The sequence below is a fragment of the Pseudomonas sp. AC463 genome (assembly GCF_979253585.1).
In genome coordinates this window covers 135,723-152,052 of the sequence record NZ_CEEDDZ010000002.1, presented here as the reverse complement: position 1 = coordinate 152,052, position 16,330 = coordinate 135,723, and the positions used below count along the sequence as shown (strand labels likewise).

16 protein-coding genes are annotated in these 16,330 nt (G+C 61.5%); 4 read left to right on the top strand and 12 right to left on the bottom strand.

The genetic code is table 11. The annotated features are described in order from the left end of the window. Complete coding sequence (locus AC0IYH_RS02870) at positions 1-750, bottom strand: electron transfer flavoprotein subunit beta/FixA family protein (protein WP_122772438.1); 750 nt, start codon at positions 748-750, stop codon at positions 1-3. A 506-nt stretch (positions 751-1,256) separates the two neighbouring features. On the opposite strand from AC0IYH_RS02870, the gene AC0IYH_RS02865 reads away from it, so the two are divergent. Next, positions 1,257-2,924 carry an electron transfer flavoprotein-ubiquinone oxidoreductase gene (locus AC0IYH_RS02865; protein WP_471832915.1) on the top strand — a complete coding sequence of 556 codons (1,668 nt, stop codon included), beginning with the start codon at positions 1,257-1,259 and terminating at the stop codon, positions 2,922-2,924. A gap of 170 nt (positions 2,925-3,094) precedes the next feature. Here the strand turns inward: AC0IYH_RS02865 and AC0IYH_RS02860 are convergent, their stop codons facing one another. Next, the gene (locus AC0IYH_RS02860) at positions 3,095-3,988 is read right to left on the bottom strand and encodes an AraC family transcriptional regulator (protein ID WP_122772440.1); all 894 of its coding nucleotides are present in this window, start codon (positions 3,986-3,988) and stop codon (positions 3,095-3,097) included. Between the two features lie 182 nt (positions 3,989-4,170). Here AC0IYH_RS02860 and AC0IYH_RS02855 point away from each other — a divergent pair, with 182 nt between their 5' ends. After that, entirely contained in the window at positions 4,171-5,223 is a 1,053-nt protein-coding gene (locus tag AC0IYH_RS02855) for an NAD(P)-dependent alcohol dehydrogenase (protein ID WP_116625958.1), read from the top strand. Here the strand turns inward: AC0IYH_RS02855 and AC0IYH_RS02850 are convergent, their stop codons facing one another. The 6 genes from AC0IYH_RS02850 to AC0IYH_RS02825 form a co-directional block, all read right to left on the bottom strand. Further along, positions 5,224-6,027 (bottom strand): IclR family transcriptional regulator, encoded by an 804-nt coding sequence (locus tag AC0IYH_RS02850; protein ID WP_116625957.1) that lies wholly within the window; start codon positions 6,025-6,027, stop codon positions 5,224-5,226. It lies immediately after the preceding gene. A 126-nt stretch (positions 6,028-6,153) separates the two neighbouring features. Then, on the bottom strand, positions 6,154-7,119 hold the full coding sequence (araH, locus tag AC0IYH_RS02845) for an L-arabinose ABC transporter permease AraH (protein WP_116625956.1): 966 nt from the start codon (positions 7,117-7,119) through the stop codon (positions 6,154-6,156). A gap of 19 nt (positions 7,120-7,138) precedes the next feature. Then, complete coding sequence (gene araG, locus AC0IYH_RS02840; protein ID WP_471832914.1) at positions 7,139-8,638, bottom strand: L-arabinose ABC transporter ATP-binding protein AraG; 1,500 nt, start codon at positions 8,636-8,638, stop codon at positions 7,139-7,141. After that, a complete protein-coding gene (locus AC0IYH_RS02835) occupies positions 8,635-9,615 on the bottom strand; it encodes a substrate-binding domain-containing protein (RefSeq protein WP_122772444.1) in 981 nt (326 codons plus the stop codon). Before AC0IYH_RS02835 ends, araG begins: the two co-directional genes overlap by 4 nt. A 19-nt stretch (positions 9,616-9,634) precedes the next feature. Further along, positions 9,635-10,456, bottom strand: a complete 822-nt coding sequence (locus AC0IYH_RS02830; protein ID WP_471832913.1) for an SDR family oxidoreductase — start codon at positions 10,454-10,456, stop codon at positions 9,635-9,637. Between the two features lie 164 nt (positions 10,457-10,620). Continuing rightward, the gene (locus AC0IYH_RS02825; protein ID WP_116625952.1) at positions 10,621-11,100 is read right to left on the bottom strand and encodes a GNAT family N-acetyltransferase; all 480 of its coding nucleotides are present in this window, start codon (positions 11,098-11,100) and stop codon (positions 10,621-10,623) included. Between the two features lie 171 nt (positions 11,101-11,271). On the opposite strand from AC0IYH_RS02825, the gene AC0IYH_RS02820 reads away from it, so the two are divergent. Together AC0IYH_RS02820 and AC0IYH_RS02815 are read left to right on the top strand one after the other, a co-directional pair. Next, the gene (locus AC0IYH_RS02820; RefSeq protein ID WP_015885416.1) at positions 11,272-11,604 is read left to right on the top strand and encodes a hypothetical protein; all 333 of its coding nucleotides are present in this window, start codon (positions 11,272-11,274) and stop codon (positions 11,602-11,604) included. 51 nt (positions 11,605-11,655) lie between these two features. Continuing rightward, positions 11,656-11,922 carry a hypothetical protein gene (locus AC0IYH_RS02815; protein WP_116625951.1) on the top strand — a complete coding sequence of 89 codons (267 nt, stop codon included), beginning with the start codon at positions 11,656-11,658 and terminating at the stop codon, positions 11,920-11,922. Positions 11,923-12,042: 120 nt separating this feature from the next. Here the strand turns inward: AC0IYH_RS02815 and AC0IYH_RS02810 are convergent, their stop codons facing one another. From AC0IYH_RS02810 to AC0IYH_RS02795, 4 genes are all read right to left on the bottom strand, one after another. Beyond that, positions 12,043-12,960, bottom strand: a complete 918-nt coding sequence (locus tag AC0IYH_RS02810; protein ID WP_471832912.1) for a PfkB family carbohydrate kinase — start codon at positions 12,958-12,960, stop codon at positions 12,043-12,045. Then, positions 12,953-14,419 carry a purine-cytosine permease family protein gene (locus AC0IYH_RS02805; RefSeq protein ID WP_471832911.1) on the bottom strand — a complete coding sequence of 489 codons (1,467 nt, stop codon included), beginning with the start codon at positions 14,417-14,419 and terminating at the stop codon, positions 12,953-12,955. The genes AC0IYH_RS02810 and AC0IYH_RS02805 overlap by 8 nt, the downstream gene beginning before the upstream one ends. 138 nt (positions 14,420-14,557) lie before the next feature. After that, positions 14,558-15,559, bottom strand: a complete 1,002-nt coding sequence (locus AC0IYH_RS02800; RefSeq protein WP_116625948.1) for an ADP-ribosylglycohydrolase family protein — start codon at positions 15,557-15,559, stop codon at positions 14,558-14,560. After that, positions 15,556-16,269, bottom strand: a complete 714-nt coding sequence (locus AC0IYH_RS02795) for a GntR family transcriptional regulator (protein WP_116625947.1) — start codon at positions 16,267-16,269, stop codon at positions 15,556-15,558. The genes AC0IYH_RS02800 and AC0IYH_RS02795 overlap by 4 nt, the downstream gene beginning before the upstream one ends. Positions 16,270-16,330: the final 61 nt, after the last annotated feature.

Genomic DNA, 16,330 nt, shown 5'->3' with positions numbered 1-16,330 from the left:
TTAGATTACCTTCGCTTCGTTTTTCAGTTTCTCGACCAGTTCAGCCACCGACTTGACCTTGATGCCCGCGCTGCGTGCAGCCGGCGCTTCGACTTTGACGGTCTTGTTGGTGGAGGCGGTGGAAACGCCCAAAGCGTCCGGAGTCAGCACTTCGAGAGGCTTCTTCTTGGCTTTCATGATGTTTGGCAGGGACGCGTAGCGCGGCTCGTTCAAACGCAGGTCGGTGGTGACGATGGCCGGCAGTTTCAGGGAAACTGTCTGCGCACCGCCGTCGATTTCACGGGTGACGGCAACGCTGTCGCCGCTCACTTCCACTTTGGAAGCGAAGGTGCCCTGGCCGTAACCGGTCAGTGCAGCCAGCATCTGGCCAGTCTGGTTGTTGTCGCTGTCGATGGCTTGTTTGCCGAGGATCACCAACTGAGGCTGTTCCTTGTCGACAACGGCTTTGAGCAGCTTGGCCACGGCCAGGGAGGTCAGCTCTTCTGCGGACTCAACCAGCACGGCGCGGTCGGCGCCCAGGGCCAGGGCGGTACGCAGCTGCTCTTGAGCAGTGGAAGGGCCGATGGAAACCACGACGATTTCAGTCGCTACGCCTTTTTCTTTCAGGCGTACGGCTTCTTCCACGGCGATTTCACAGAATGGGTTCATCGACATCTTGACGTTAGCAAGGTCGACGCCGGAATTGTCCGCCTTGACGCGAACTTTCACGTTGTAATCGACAACGCGTTTGACAGCTACAAGAACCTTCATGGATTCCTCGTTACTCTCCGGTGAAAAGAAAGTCGCCTAGGCGAACCTGGCGGTTGATGCTCATCGGCACACAAGGGCACCTCCAAAAACCTCGGCGAGTGACCCTGCTCACGGGAAATGATGACCGTTCGTCAGTGGTGACTGAGAGGTCATTCTTTATCGCGGCGTGTAAACTGCGCGCCAGTGTTTTGGCCCGCGTCACCCGTCTAGCTTTTGGACGTGCTCTTGAAACCTGCTGTCTGCCTACGGTAAGCGCAAAACCGACCGTATATTGACCGGAACGCCTATTCTGGTCAATACGGCAAAATGGTCAGTCATAAGCCGCGTTGCTTTGATTTACCTAGCCTGCGGGCAATTCAAACAAACGTTTGTATTGGACGCTGACAGTGGTCTATATATAATGCGCCACCTAGAGAGAAAGGTGGGTCTTGCCGTTGCCGCAGGACCACACCGAACCTCCACCCATTAGAAAAAAAGCCTGTTGAGCCTTGAGTAGGAGATAGCCTGTGGAACGCGAATACATGGAATTCGACGTGGTCATCGTCGGCGCTGGCCCGGCGGGCCTGTCCGCCGCCTGCCGACTGAAGCAGAAGGCCGCCGAAGCCGGTAAGGAAATCAGCGTCTGCGTGGTCGAGAAAGGCTCCGAAGTCGGCGCCCACATCCTCTCCGGTGCCGTATTTGAACCACGCGCCCTGAACGAACTGTTCCCGGACTGGAAAGAACTTGGCGCCCCGCTCAACACTCCGGTGGTGCGCGATGACATCTATGTACTGCGCAGCCCCGAAGCCTCCACCAAGGTGCCTGACTTCTTTGTGCCCAAGACCATGCACAACGAAGGCAACTACATCATCTCCCTGGGCAACCTGTGCCGCTGGCTGGCCCAGCAGGCCGAAAACCTCGGCGTGGAAGTCTACCCAGGCTTCGCCGCCCAGGAAGCGCTGTTCGACGAAAAAAACGGCGTAGTGCGCGGGATCATCACCGGCGACCTCGGCGTCGACCGCGAAGGCAACCCGAAAGAAGGCGTGTACACCCCCGGCATGGAACTGCGTGGCAAGTACACGCTGTTCGCCGAAGGTTGCCGTGGGCATATCGGCAAGCAACTGATCCAGCGTTTCAACCTGGACAGCGACGCCGACGCCCAGCACTACGGCATCGGCCTGAAGGAAATCTGGGAAATCGACCCGGCCAAACACCAGCCAGGCCTGGTGGTGCACACCGCCGGTTGGCCGCTGGACATCATGAGCGCCGAGAACACCGGCGGCTCGTTCCTCTATCACCTGGAAAACAACCAGGTGGTCGTAGGCCTGATCGTCGACCTGTCGTACAGCAACACCTTCCTGTCGCCATTCGATGAGTTCCAGCGCCTCAAGCATCACCCGGTGCTCGCCCAATACCTGGAAGGCGGCAAGCGCATCAGCTACGGCGCCCGCGCCATCTGCAAAGGCGGCCTGAACTCGCTGCCGAAGATGGTCTTCAAGGGCGGCGCGCTGATCGGTTGCGACCTCGGCACGTTGAACTTCGCCAAGATCAAAGGCAGCCACACCGCGATGAAATCCGGCATGCTCGCCGCTGACGCGGTGGCCGATCTCCTGTTCGCCGAGTCCGAAGGCGGTGATGAACTGACCGCTTACGTCGACAGCTTCAAATCCAGCTGGCTCTACGAAGAACTGTTCGCCAGCCGCAACTTCGGCCCGGCGATGCACAAGTTCGGCCCGATCATCGGCGCCGGCTTCAACTGGTTCGACCAGAACATCCTCGGCGGCAAAATGCCGTTCACCCTGCACGACACCAAGCCGGACTACGCCTGCCTCAAGCTGGCCAAGGACAGCAAGAAAATCGACTACCCCAAGCCCGACGGCAAGCTGAGCTTCGACAAGCTGAGCTCGGTGTTCATCTCCGGTACCAACCATGAAGAAGAGCAGCCGTGCCACCTGAAGCTCAAGGACCCGAGCATCCCGATCGGCACCAACCTGCCGCTCTACGATGAACCGGCGCAGCGCTACTGCCCGGCCGGCGTGTATGAAGTGATCACCAAGGAAGACGGCGAGAAGCGCTTCCAGATCAACGCCCAGAACTGCGTGCACTGCAAGACCTGTGACATCAAGGACCCTTCGCAGAACATCACCTGGGTCACGCCGGAAGGCGCGGGTGGGCCGACTTACCCGAATATGTAAGCCGACTGAAGGCTCCCAATTGGGAGCCTTTTTTATGGGTAAAACTCGGTCAAATGTGGGAGGGGGCTTGCTCCCGATGGCAGTGGGTCAGCCAGCAATTCTTTATCTGACCCACCGCTATCGGGAGCAAGCCCCCTCCCACATTTGGATGTGTGTTTTGCCTGAAATACCTAGGCAGCCCGCTCTTCGCCCGGGTTGCGCTCGAAGTAGCGTTTGTACTCCCGACTGAACTGCGACGTACTCTGGTACCCCACGCTGTGCGCCGCCTGTGCCACACCCATGCCCTCCACCAGCAGCAACTGCTGCGCCTTCAACAGCCGCAACCGCTTGAGGTACTGCACCGGCGACAACAAGGTGCAACGCTTGAAGTGTTCATGAAAGGTCGACGCACTCATGTGCGCATAACCGGCCAAGGTCTCGATATTCAGCGGTTCGGCGTAATGGGCATGCAGATGAGCCAACGACGTGGCGATCCGCGAGAACTGCCCCTGCTGTTCCACCAATGCACGCAGCACATCCGCCTGCGGCCCGCGTAACGCGGTGAACAATAATTCACGCACCCGCGCCGGGCCCATGATCCGGCTTTCCAGCGGATCGTGCAGGCACTGCAACAGGCGTTCCACGCAGCCGCGCATGGCGTCATCGAGCACCACCGAACTCATCGACTCCAACGTCTGCGCCGTCGGCGGCGGCCCGGCTTGCATGCCCATGGCCATCACCAATTCGCCGAGCACCACACGGTCAATGCCCACCGTGACGCCCAGCAGCGGCGCGCCGGGGGCCATGGCAAAGGTCTCGCACTCGAACGGCACCGGCATCGCCTGGATCAGGTAATGCCCGGCGCCATATTCCAGGGTGCGCGGGCCCAGGTACGCGACCTTGCTGCCCTGGGCCACGAACATCAGGCTCGGCTCATAGATCTGCGGCCCGCGCGCCACGTCGCAACTGGCACGGAGCACTTGCACGCCCGGCAGGCTGGTTGGCGAAAAACCGTCGCAGGGCGTGAGCCCCTCAATCAAGGAAACCAGCGTGGCGTTGGCGTCGAGATGGCGGGTCAACAACATGGCAAAAAACTTCGCAAAAAAGGGATGACAGCATCATCGCAGGTCTGGCCGCCAATAAATCCAATCCCGGGGCACTCCCGGACGAATAGGCATGAGACTCGGAGCAATCACCATGGCCGCGTCAAAGCTCGGCGCGCAGAATTCGCGGCCTCTCCCGTCCAAGCTTTTGCGAGGTTTCCCCCATGTACACTGCCATCGGTTATGCCGCCCAGTCGGCCACCACTCCCCTCGCCCCCATGTCGTTTGAACGCCGCAGCCCGCGCGCCGATGACGTGGCGATCGAGATTCTCTACTGCGGCGTCTGTCACTCCGACATCCACCAGGCGCGCAACGAATGGGGCATCGCCGTGTACCCGCTGATGCCGGGCCACGAGATCGTCGGCAAGGTCACCGCCGTCGGCGCCAACGTCAGCGCACATAAAGTCGGCGACCTGGTCGGCGTGGGCTGCATGGTCGATTCGTGCCGTACCTGCGACGCCTGCAAATCGGACCTGGAGCAATACTGCCTCGAAGGCCCGACCATGACCTACGCCACCCCCGACCGCGTAGACGGCAGCAACACCATGGGCGGCTACTCCGACAGCATCGTGGTCAGCGAGCACTTTGTGGTGAAGATCCCAGCCAGGCTCGACCTGGCCAGCGCTGCGCCGATCCTCTGCGCCGGCGTGACCATGTACTCGCCGATCAAGCACTACGGCATCAAGGCCGGCGACAAGGTCGGTGTACTCGGCATGGGTGGCCTGGGCCACATGGGTATCAAGCTGGCCAAGGCGATTGGCGCTGAAGTCACGCTGTTCACCCGCTCCGCGAGCAAGGCTGAGGAAGGCCGTCGCCAGGGCGCCGATCACGTGATCGTGTCCACCGATGCCGAGCAGATGAAAGCCGCAGCAGGGCATTTCGATTTCCTGCTGGACACCATCCCGGTGCAGCACGACCTGAACCCCTACCTCGACGTGCTGCGCTTTGACGGCGTGCACATCCTGGTCGGTCTGATCGAACCGGTCGACCCGCCGGTGAATGCCGCCAAGCTGATCATGGGCCGCAAAGTGCTGGCCGGTTCGCTGATCGGTGGCATTGCCGAAACCCAGGAAGTCCTGGATTTCTGCGCCGAGCACGGCATCAGCTGTGACATCGAAATGCTCGATATCCGCAACATCAACGAAGCCTACAGCCGCATGATCGCCGGCGATGTGAAGTACCGCTTTGTCATCGACATGGCGACCCTGAAGGCCTGATCAGCCCTTTGCGCCCAACTCCGCTGACAGCCGCGCTGCGACCTGTTTGACCACAGGAATCAGCTCGGCCATTTTCTCCAGCGGCATGTAGGGCACGGTACTGGCGATGCTGATGCCGGCGACGATTCGCCGGCTGGCGTCGCGCACCGGTGCCGCCACACAACGGATCGATGGTTCGTTGTCTTCCAGATCGAACGCGTAACCGCCCACCACATATTCACGCATACGCTGCTCGAACTGCGCCCAGGACTGCTCCGGGTGCTGCGGCCATTGCAGGTTTTTCCCACCGGCCGGCTGGCTGACTTCGTACAGGCGCTGCCACTCCTCCACCGTGTCGTCCAGCAACAACGCCTTGCCGATCCCGGTGCGCGCCAACGGCATGCGATGGCCGACCCGCGAGCGCATTTCCGGGCCATTGCGGCCGGGGTTCTTGTGCAGGTAGAGCACGTCGTCATATTCGCGGATGGCCAGGTGAATGGTGTCACCGGTCAACGCCGACAACTCATCCAGGTACGGCACCGCCAGGGTCACCAACGGCAGCTCTTCGCGCGCCTGAAACCCCAACTCGATCAACTTTGGCCCCAGCAGGTAGCCGACTTGCGGCACCACGCGCAGGTAACGCTCGTCCACCAGACAACTGGCCAGGCGGTGCGTGGTGCTGCGGGTGGTGCCGATGCGCTTGGCGATCTCTTTCAGATCCCGCGCACCGGCCGCCACCGCCTGCACCACGCCCAGGCCACGCAGCAGGGTCTGGGTGCCGGTGGGGGCAGCGTCTTTGACGGGGGGTTGGGCGTTTTCCTGCATATCGGGCCTATGTGGTGGTACGAAAACGGCGCCATTATGGCAAAAGCTGAACTTCAATACTGTGCAGATCCAAATGTGGGAGGGGGCAAGCCCCCTCCCACATGTGGATCTCTACATGGCCTGGCATTAACGCTGCTTCATACGGTCGATGATCACCGCAAGCAACAGGATCGAACCGCGGATCACATATTGGTAGAAGGTGTCGATATTCTTCAGGTTCATCGCATTCTCAATGATCGCCAAAATCAGCACCCCGGCAATCACATGCCGAATCATGCCGATGCCACCGCTCAACGACACCCCACCCAACACGCAAGCCGAAATCACCGTCAGCTCAAACCCCTGCCCAATCATCGGCTGACCCGAGGTCATGCGCGACGCAAGGATCACCCCGGCCAGCGCGCCAATCAGCCCGTGCACGGCAAAGATGATGATCTTGGTGCGGTCGACGTTCACCCCCGCCAGCAGCGCCGCTTCCTGGTTGCCGCCGATGGCCATGGTGTTGCGCCCATAGGTGGTGTAGTTGAGCAGCCAGCCGAAGAACACAAAGCACAACACGGTGATGATGATCGGCACCGGCACGCCCAGCAGTTGGCCGTTGCCGAACACGAAGAAGCCTTCATCCATCACGCCCACGGCCTTGCCGTTGGAAAAGATGTAGGCCAGGCCGCGCACGATCTGCATGGTCGCCAGGGTCGCGATCAATGCATTGATGCGTAGCTTGGCAATCACGATGCCGTTGATCAGCCCCACCACCAGGCCCATGGCCAAGGCGGCGGATACGCCGAGCACCACGCTGTCGGTGTCGCGGATCACAATCCCCGCCACCACACCCGCGCAGGCAATCACCGAGCCCACCGACAAGTCGAAATGCCCTGACGCCAGGCAGAACAGCATGGTGCACGCGGCGATGCCCACGGTGGAAATCGCCAGGCCCAGGCCGCGCATGTTCAGCGGCGAGAGGAAGTTGTCGATAAACACCGCGCTGAGCACAAAGATGCTCAACGCCGCCAGCAGCATCACCCAGTCATCGAGGAACTTGCGCTGGTTGAAACCCGGCCAGAAGCCCTTTGCAGTTTTTACCTCAGACATAGCCAAACCCTCTTATTCTTCAAGCCCGCGAACGCGGGAGTGCCAGTTGCAGCAGGCGTGCTTCATCGGCTTGGTCGCGGGTCAGTTCGCCCGTCAGGGCGCCCTCGCTCATCACCAGAATGCGGTCGGAAATGCCCATCACTTCCATCAGGTCGCTGGACACCACAATCACCGCAATGCCGCTGGCGGCCAGGTTGTGGATGATCTGGTAGATCTCCGACTTGGCACCGATATCGATGCCACGGGTCGGCTCATCCAGCAGCAATACTTTCATCGGCATCGACAGCCAGCGGCCAAGAATGGCCTTCTGCTGATTGCCGCCGGACAGGTACATGATTTTCTGCTCGGCGTTCGGCGTTTTGACCTTCATCGCCTTGATCTGCCGGTCGGCGTTGCTGGCCTCCCAGCCTTCACGCAGCAGCCAGCCAAAGGTGGAGTGGGCGCCACGCGCGCTGATATTGATGTTCTCGGCCACGCTGGACAGTGGAATGATGCCTTCCTTCTTGCGATCTTCCGGGCATAGCAATACGCCGGCGGCGATGGCATCGCGAGGCGAGCGCAACTGCAGGTTTTCACCGCACAGCTGCAGGCTGCCGGCACTGGCACGCGTCAAACCACTGAGCAAGCGGAACAGCTCCGTGCGCCCCGCCCCCACCAGCCCGAACAGGCCAAGAATCTCGCCCTTGTGCACCTGCAGGCTGACCGGCTCACGCAAGCCCGGGCCCAACAAACCGTCGACCTTGAGCGCGACCTCGCCCTGCTCGCGTGGCCGATAGTCGTAGATATCCTGGATATCGCGGCCGACCATGCAGGTCACCAACTGGTCGTGACTCAGGCTGCTCATGTCGTCAAAGGTGCGCACGTAACGGCCGTCCTTGAACACCGTGACCGCGTTGCAGATGCGGAACACTTCTTCCATGCGGTGGGATACGTACAGCACCACTTTGCCCTCGTCGCGCAGGCGCGTGATGATCGCCATCAGCCGGTCGATTTCCCGCGCCGACAAACTGCTGGTGGGTTCATCGAAGGCAATCACATGGGCGCCACGGGACAGCGCCTTGGCGATTTCCACCAGTTGGCGCTGGCCCAGGGACAAGCGCCCGAGCTTCTCGTCCGGGTCGATTTCATCGGCCAGGCCTTTAAGGCACGCCAGCGCCTGCTTGCGCAAAAGGCCGCGATTGACCACGCCAAAACGCGTCGGTAAGTGCCCGAGAAACAGGTTCTCGGCCACGGTCATTTCCGGCACCAGGTGCAGCTCCTGGTGGATCACCGCCACGCCGCTGGCAATGCTGTCGGCGGCGGACTTGAAGTCCATGGTCTGCTCGCCGATCTGCAGCGTGCCGCTGCTTGGCAGGTAGGCGCCGCCGAGGATCTTCAGCAGCGTCGACTTGCCCGCGCCGTTCTCGCCCATCAGCGCGTGCACTTCACGCGGCCGCGCTTCAAAGCTGATCTGCGCCAGGGCTTTTACACCGGGAAATTCCTTGCCGATGCCATTGAAACGCAAGGCCGCGCCGGTCATTTCCACAGCCCGATTTTGCTCAACTCTTCCTTGAAGTTGGCGCGGGTGATGAGGGTCACTTCGTCCATTGCGGTGTACTTCGCCGGCTCTTTACCGGTGGTAACCCACTCGTACATCGCCAGCGCCGTGTTGTAGCCCTCGATATGCGGGCTTGGCAGCATCGAGCCGAAGAAGCCACTGTCGGCTTTCTTCAATTCGCCGATGGCATCGGTGCCATTGATACCGATGCCGATCACGTTGGCAGCCTTGAAGCCGGCACTTTCAGTGGCTCGCACGCCGCCGAGCACAGTGTTGTCGTTCATGCCGCCGATGATCAGGTTTTTCGCGCCGCTGGGCAGCTTGACCAGGGCCGAATTGGTGGCGTCCATACTGCCGGGGACGTCGAGCGTTTTAAGCGCGGCGGTCAAGATGTGGTCTTTGGGAATACCCGCCTCTTCGAGGGATTTGATCGAACCGTCAGTGCGCTTCTTACCCGTGTCGAGTTCGTTATAGGTGTTGATCACGGCGTAGGTTTCTTTCCAATCCCAGCCGCGTTTTTTCGCCTCGTCAGCCATGGCGGCACCTTGCTTCTGGCCTACTTCGAAGGCGGCCATGCCGAGGTACGGCACGTCCTCCATGAAGTTGCCCTTGGCATCCACGAAGCGATCATCCACGGCCATTACCTTCAGGCCATTGACCTTGGCTTTGGCCACAATGGCCGGGCCGAGGGACACATCCGGCGGGCAGATCACAAAGCCCTTGGCGCCGTTGGCCGCCAGGCTGTCGATGGCCGAGAGGGTTTTTTCACCATCGGGCACGGCGATCTTGATCACGGTAAAACCATGTTCCTTGCCGGCTTTTTCGGCGAAGGCCCATTCGGTCTGGAACCAGGGCTCTTCGGCCTGTTTGACCAGAAAGCCGATCTTCACTTCTTCGGCCGATACAAAACCGCTGAAGGCAACCGCGAGCGCCACGGCGCCGAGTGTTTTCTTGAACATGAACCACCTCTGATTGTTGTTAGTCGTGGTACATCACTGAACGCCCGCCATCGATCATCAGGCAGGTTGCGTTGATAAAGGGCGCCTCGTCGGTCGCCAGAAACAGTGCCGTCATCGCCACCTCGACCGGCTGGCCGATGCGCTTGGGCGGGTGCAGGTCGAACGCGCGCTGGCGCTCGGCGTGGGGGTCGGGGAAACCGTTCCAGTAATCGACGTTGAGCTGGGTTTCGATATAGCCCGGCGCGATGGCATTCACGCGGATGCCCTTGGGCGCGTACTCGATGCCGAGGGCCCGGGTGAGGCCGAGCAGGCCGTGCTTGGCCACGGGGTACGGGAAGCAACCGGGAATGATGTGGCTGGAATGGGTAGAGGCGATATTGATGATGTTGCCGATGCCCTGCTCGATCATGTGCGGGAGCACCGAGCGGCAACCGTACCAGGCGCCGTCGAGGTCGATGGCGAAGCAGCGGCGCCAGTCTTCGTCGGTCATTTCCAGAGGGTCGCGGAACACATTGACCCCGGCGCAGTTGACCAGTACATCCACACGCCCAAAGCGCTCGATTGCCACGTTGACCAGCGCCTGCCATTGCTCTTTTGAAGTGATATCGACGGGTTGCGCGTAGATTTCAGCGCCGCGTTCGCGCCATTGGGCAGCGACTTTCTCGACCTTGTCGCCCTGGATATCCGCGATCACCAGGCGCGCCTGCTGGGCCTGGAAACACGCGACGATCGCCTCGCCAATGCCTTGGGCGGCGCCGGTGATGATCACCACTTTGTGCTTCAGCCGCTCGCCATAGGTGGGCTCGGGCACGGCGGGTAACGACAACGGTTGGGGCTGCATCGCTTCACCTGTTTTATTTTTGGTAGTGAGTGCTGATGCAGGCGACTATAAACCCATCTTTTGAAATATCTCAATATATAAATTTGCATCCCATATAGTGAGTAAAAATCAAAAAAATGTGGGAGGGGGCTTGCCCCCTCCCACATTTGGACTTCGTTGTTGATTTAACCCTGGGCAAAATCCCGCAGCGCATCGCCTTCCATGCGGTAGCGCACCCACTCTTCCTGTGGCTGGGCGCCGATGGATTTGTAGAAGGCAATTGCCGGCTCGTTCCAGTCCAGCACGCTCCACTCGAAGCGCCCGCAACCGTTGTCGCAAGCGATCTTGGCCAAGTGCCGCAACAGCTTCTTGCCCGCCCCGCCGCCGCGTTGCTCGGGGTTGATGTAGAGGTCTTCGAGGTACAGGCAGTTGCTGCCCAGCCAGGTGGAATAGCTGAAAAAGAACACGGCAAAGCCAATCGGCAGACCATCGCGCGAGCAGATCAGGCCATGGGCGGTGGCGCCCTCGCTGAACAGGCTGCGTTCGATGTCCACCACGCTGGCGATCACTTCATGCCGGGCCTTTTCGTATTCGGCAAGTTCGGTGATGAAAGTCAGGATCTGCGCAGCATCGCTGGGCACGGCGGGGCGAATCTCGATGGACATGGGCGAGCCTTGGGCAATTTCAAAGCCGACATACTAAGGGGGTTTCGTGACGGATTGCAGCACACAAAATCTTACAGGTAACCCACGACCGTTCGTCGCCATCAAGGCACGAACGCGCGAGCCGGGCGGACCAATAGAGGGTAAGGACATTAATCATATGGAGACACCCTCATGAAAAATTCCAAGTTTGCTGCTCTCGCCCTCACCGGTCTGTTGTCTGCTGCGTCGCTGAGCGCCTTCGCCGCCAGCTCGACCACCGGGCCTACCGATCCAACCCCTGACGCCACCACCGAGTCGCAGAAATCCATGGGAACCGGGCTCGACACCAATGGCGGCGCGATCATTCAACCGGGCGCCGACCCGCGCACCCAGGGCAACGATACCCAGCGCCAGGCGCCCGCTGCCGTCGGTAACGGCAAAATGGGCCCAGCGATCAATCAGCCCAATATCAACAAGGGCGATGACTCCAACGTCCCTGGCGCACCCAAACAGCCTGCTCCTTGATCCACCGACAGTAAGACAGACACCCGATCATTCCCCAGTGAAGAGGTACGCATGAACGTCGATAGAAACCTTGAAAAAGAAGTCCTCACCCGCCTGCTGCACGCCCACCCGCACGGTTTGGGCAAGGAGGTGCTGGATAACTACCGCGGTGAAAAGGTGGTCGCCAGTGTCTTGGCGTTTCTCCAGGACCGCGGGTTGATCAAGGATGGGCATGTGACCACCGACGCCGCCGGTGAATATTCGTTGAACCTGCCGATCAAGCTGACCGCGTCGGGTGTGGATGAGGCCCGCAAGCTGGAAGGTGAGACCAGCCAGTAGCCTAAATGCTGTAACAAATGTGGGAGGGGGCTTGCCCCCGATGGCAGTGGGTCAGTCAGTAACTCTTTAGCTGACCCACCGCTATCGGGAGCAAGCCCCCTCCCACATTTTGTCCGGTGTTTATTCAGAGACTAAGGCGTCGACTTCATCGGTGCCAGGCGAGGTCGCCGGCCCCCAGCGCGTCACCGCCAACGCCGCCGCCGCATTCGCTCGGCGTGCCGCATCCGCAGGTTTCAACCCCTTGGCCAACCCGGCGATAAACACCCCTGCATGGGCATCCCCCGCGCCATTGCTGTCCACGGCCTGCACCTTGAAGCCGGGCACATGCTCAATCTCACCCACACGCCCTACCCAGCAGCCATTCGGCCCGTCGCGCACGACCAGCAGCGTCTCGGCGGGCAAGTGACGGTTCAGTTCGGGCAACGCGGATGCAATATCTGCCGCGCGGGTGAACGCCAGGGCCTCCGGGCCGTTGCTGGTCCAGATGTCGATGCGTGGCAACAACGCGCGCATCAATGCCGAATCCGGCGCCTTGACCAGCGGGCCAGGGTCGAACACCACCACGACCTGGCGTGGCAAGGCCAGCAGCCAGTCGATCAGCGGCTCTGCCTTGCCCTCCAGCAGCAGGCTGTAGCCACTGACGTACACATAGTCGTCCAGCCGCGGCACCACGCTGGCCAAGTCCTCGGCACTCAGTTCACCCTCGGCGCCAATGTGGGAAATGAAGGTTCGCTCAGTGCTGGCTTCGGTCAGCGACACACACAAACCGGTGTCCTTGCCGCTGCTGGCGCCCAGGGCCATGTCGATGCCTTCAGCCTGCATCGCGGCGCGGGCCAGGTCGCCGAAACGTCCCTCGCCGTGGCGGCCCAGGTAGGACACTGGCAGGCCATTACGCCGTGCGGCGGCCATCACGTTGAAGCCTCCGCCGGCTTCGAAGCTGGCGGAGTTCGCCAGCACGTCGCCGCCGGTGGCGGGCAAGGTATCCAGGGCCATGACCAGGTCAACGATGACCTGGCCGGTGTGCAGCAATCTAGACATTAGCGCTCTCTACCAAAGCCGGGCGACGGTCAGCCGCGCCGCCGAGTACCGCATAAATCCCGCCGGCCACCAGGAAGGTGACGATCCAGCCCAGGCCGTTATGGCCCAGCCAGGAGTCGGACAGCGGCCCGGCGAACCAGATGTTTTCGGCGGTGGTGCCGATGGTGGTGAAGCTGAAACCCAGTACGATCGCCACGGCCCAGGCGCCGAAGGCACGCCATTCCACGCCGCCACGGTACCAGTAGGCGCTGCTTGGGCTCACGTCCAGCAGGTCTTGGGGGCTGTAGTAGTGGCGATGGATCAGGTCGACCACAAAGATCCCGACCCACGCGGTGATCGGCACCGCCAGCAACGAGATGAAGGTGATGAACGGGCCGTAGAAACTGTCGGCGATGAGCATGAAGTAAATCGAACCGGCGAAGATCGCCACGATGTCGACGATCACTGCGTGCACGCGCTTGACCTTCAAGCCGAGGGTCAAGGTGGTGAGGCCGGCCGAGTACACCGACAGGTTATTCGACAGCAGCAGCCCGCCAAACGCGGTGATCAGGTACGGCACGGCCATCCAGGTCGGCAGCATGTCGCGGATCGCGATGATCGGATCGGTGGCCGACGCCAGGTCGTTATTGCCCACCGACAGCAGGCCGCCGAGGGTGATCAACAGCACCAGCGGAATCCCCGCGCCAAACGCGGCGGACGCCACCAGGCGCACGGCCTTCACGCTGCGGTGCTGGTAGCGCGACATGTCGGCACCGGCGTTGGCCCAACCAATGCCGGTGCCGGCCGCCATGGTGCCGACGCCGATGATCATTGCGCTCAGCGGCGCCGGGGTGGCGTTGAACACCGCACTCCAGTCGATGGTGGCGCAGAGGAAACCGCCGACCAGGATATTCAAGGCGCCGAACACGTAGGTGGCCCACTTCTGGATCACCAGCAAGGTGGCATGGCCCAGGCCGGAAACCGACAGGGTCAACAGTACGAAAATGGCGATGAAGATCAGCGTGAGTACCGGCGCGCTTTTGGCCTCGACCGGCGAGCCGAACAGGATCGAGCACAACGACAGCAACACAAACGCCGCCGTGGTGGTGTTGACGGTTTCCCAGCCCAGGCGCGACATCAGCGACACCAGGGTCGGCCCGATATTGCCGCGCACGCCGAAGATGGCGCGCGACAGGGTCAGGCTCGGCGCACGGCCACGCCGGCCGGCAATCGAGATGATGCCGACCACCGCGAAAGAACCGGCGGCGCCGAGAATCGCCACGATGATCGCCTGCCAGATCGCCAGGCCGCGAAACGCCACCAGGGTCGCGCCCAGCGGCAAGCCGAGGATGCTGATATTGGCCGCGAACCACACCCAGAACAGTTGCAGCGGGTGGCCGTTGCACTCGCCTTCAGGGACCGGTTCGATGCCGCGTGTTTCCAATTGCCCGGCGCTTTGGCCGGAAGACGTGCTGCTCATGAGGGGGTGCTCCTGGTGCCTGTATTGTTGTGGTTGTGGCAGATCTGCAAATAGAAACTCTTACGCGGTCTCCATGACTCGACACGATCAATTGTGGGAGGGGGCTTGCCCCCTCCCACCTTTTTTTGCCTGCGGCGCTTAGCGCATTGCGAGCAACCCCTGGACCAGCGGCTGCAAATCCAGGCCGTTCACCTGTTTGACCTGTTCAATCATCGCTTCCGGCCAGCACTGCATGCCCAGGCACGCGCCCAACATGGCGCCGAGAATCGCCGCGATGGTGTCGGTGTCGCCGCCCAGACTGGCGGCCAGGCACAGGGCTTCGAAGGCATTCATGTCGCCGACCGCCACTTGCTGGGCCAGGGCAAACGAAACCACCACCGACTCCTGGGAGGCGACGGAAGTCCCGATCAGTTCGTACAGCAAGTCGGCAAACAGCGCCTTGTCGCCGCTGCCGACGCTCAGGGTGCGCGCCCAACTGATGCGCGTGGAAATGCGCCCACCGGCAATCCAGTGGCCATGGCCTTCGGCCTGTTGGGCGATCTGCGTACCGATATTCAAAGCTTCGCCAAGGTCCACACCATTGATACCAGCCGACACCACCGCCGCCACCGCCGCCGCGCTGGAGATGCCCAGCGTGGTGTTATGGGTCACCTGGCACGCCTGGATCACCGCCTGGATAAACCGCGCCGGGTCGCTGACATCGGCAGCGATGCCCACCGGAGTGATGCGCATGGCGGCGCCGTTGGTGGTGCCGTAGCGTCCCGATTCTTCCGGGGTGTGGCCGGCGAGGATCATGTCGATCGCACGTTTGGTGGACGGGCCGAGCAGATCCTGGGAGCCCTTGGCGCGCATCACCGCTTCCCAATCGATCAGGCGTTGGGCGAGCACGGTGGGTTCGATGGTGCCTTGGCCTTCGACCAGCAACTCGCCGACCAGGATCGCCTGTTCGGTGTCATCCGTAATCGAGCCGGCGGGCATGTTGGGTGCGATGGGCTGATCGGCGTCGGCATCTTCCAGTGCGGTAATGGCACCAAAACGCTGCTGCACCTGCTCACGGCTCAGGGACTGGGTGGGCATGCCCAGGGCATCGCCCAGGGCCAGGCCGTAGAAAGCCCCGAGGGCGCGGGTATTCGGGGTCATTTCGAAGATCCAAACTGCAGGTGCAGGCGAAAGTGCAGAGGGTCGAGCAAGCTTTCAACGTATTCCATGAAACGCTCGCGCCGGTCGTAGGTGGTACGCGACGCCTTGAGAAACACCGTGCCGGTCGGGCGGCCAAGCAGCTCGGCGTCTTCATCGCTGAGGGGCTCGGCGCCGATCCATTGGTCACCTTCGGCGCCCACGTAGCCGTAGGCGGCCAGGGTGATGGTCAGGGAATTATCGATCAGGCCCACGCGGGGCAGGCTGTCGAGGCCGCCGGCGGCGGGCATCAGCGAACGCTCAAGGGACACAGCGATGCCATCGGGCGTGCGGCGCAGGCGGTCGAGGGCGATAAATTGGTCGCTGCCAAAACGGCTGAACAGGTCCGGGCGGGTCACCGCTTCCAGGCGCAGGATGTCGGTGGTCACCCGCGCGCCGGTGTCGGCCAGCGCCTGGGCCCAGCCGCTGCGCTGGTCGAGCGCCATGCCGTCAAAGGTGACGATGGAGCCGACGCCGCTTTGGGTGGCGATGTAATTGCGGCGCTTGAGCTCGGCGAGGGCTTCGCGCAGGGTACCTCGGCTGACCGCAAATTCTTCGGCCAGTTGATGCTCGCCCGGCAGCAGGAAACCGTCGGCCATTACCCCACCCTCAATACGGCGGATGAGCTCGTCGACGACGCGTTTTTTCTTATCAAATCGGACATGTCTAATCATGTACAAATTGATAACCGAAAGGAGCCGTTTGCAGCAAGCGAATTATTTCAGGGAAATGAAA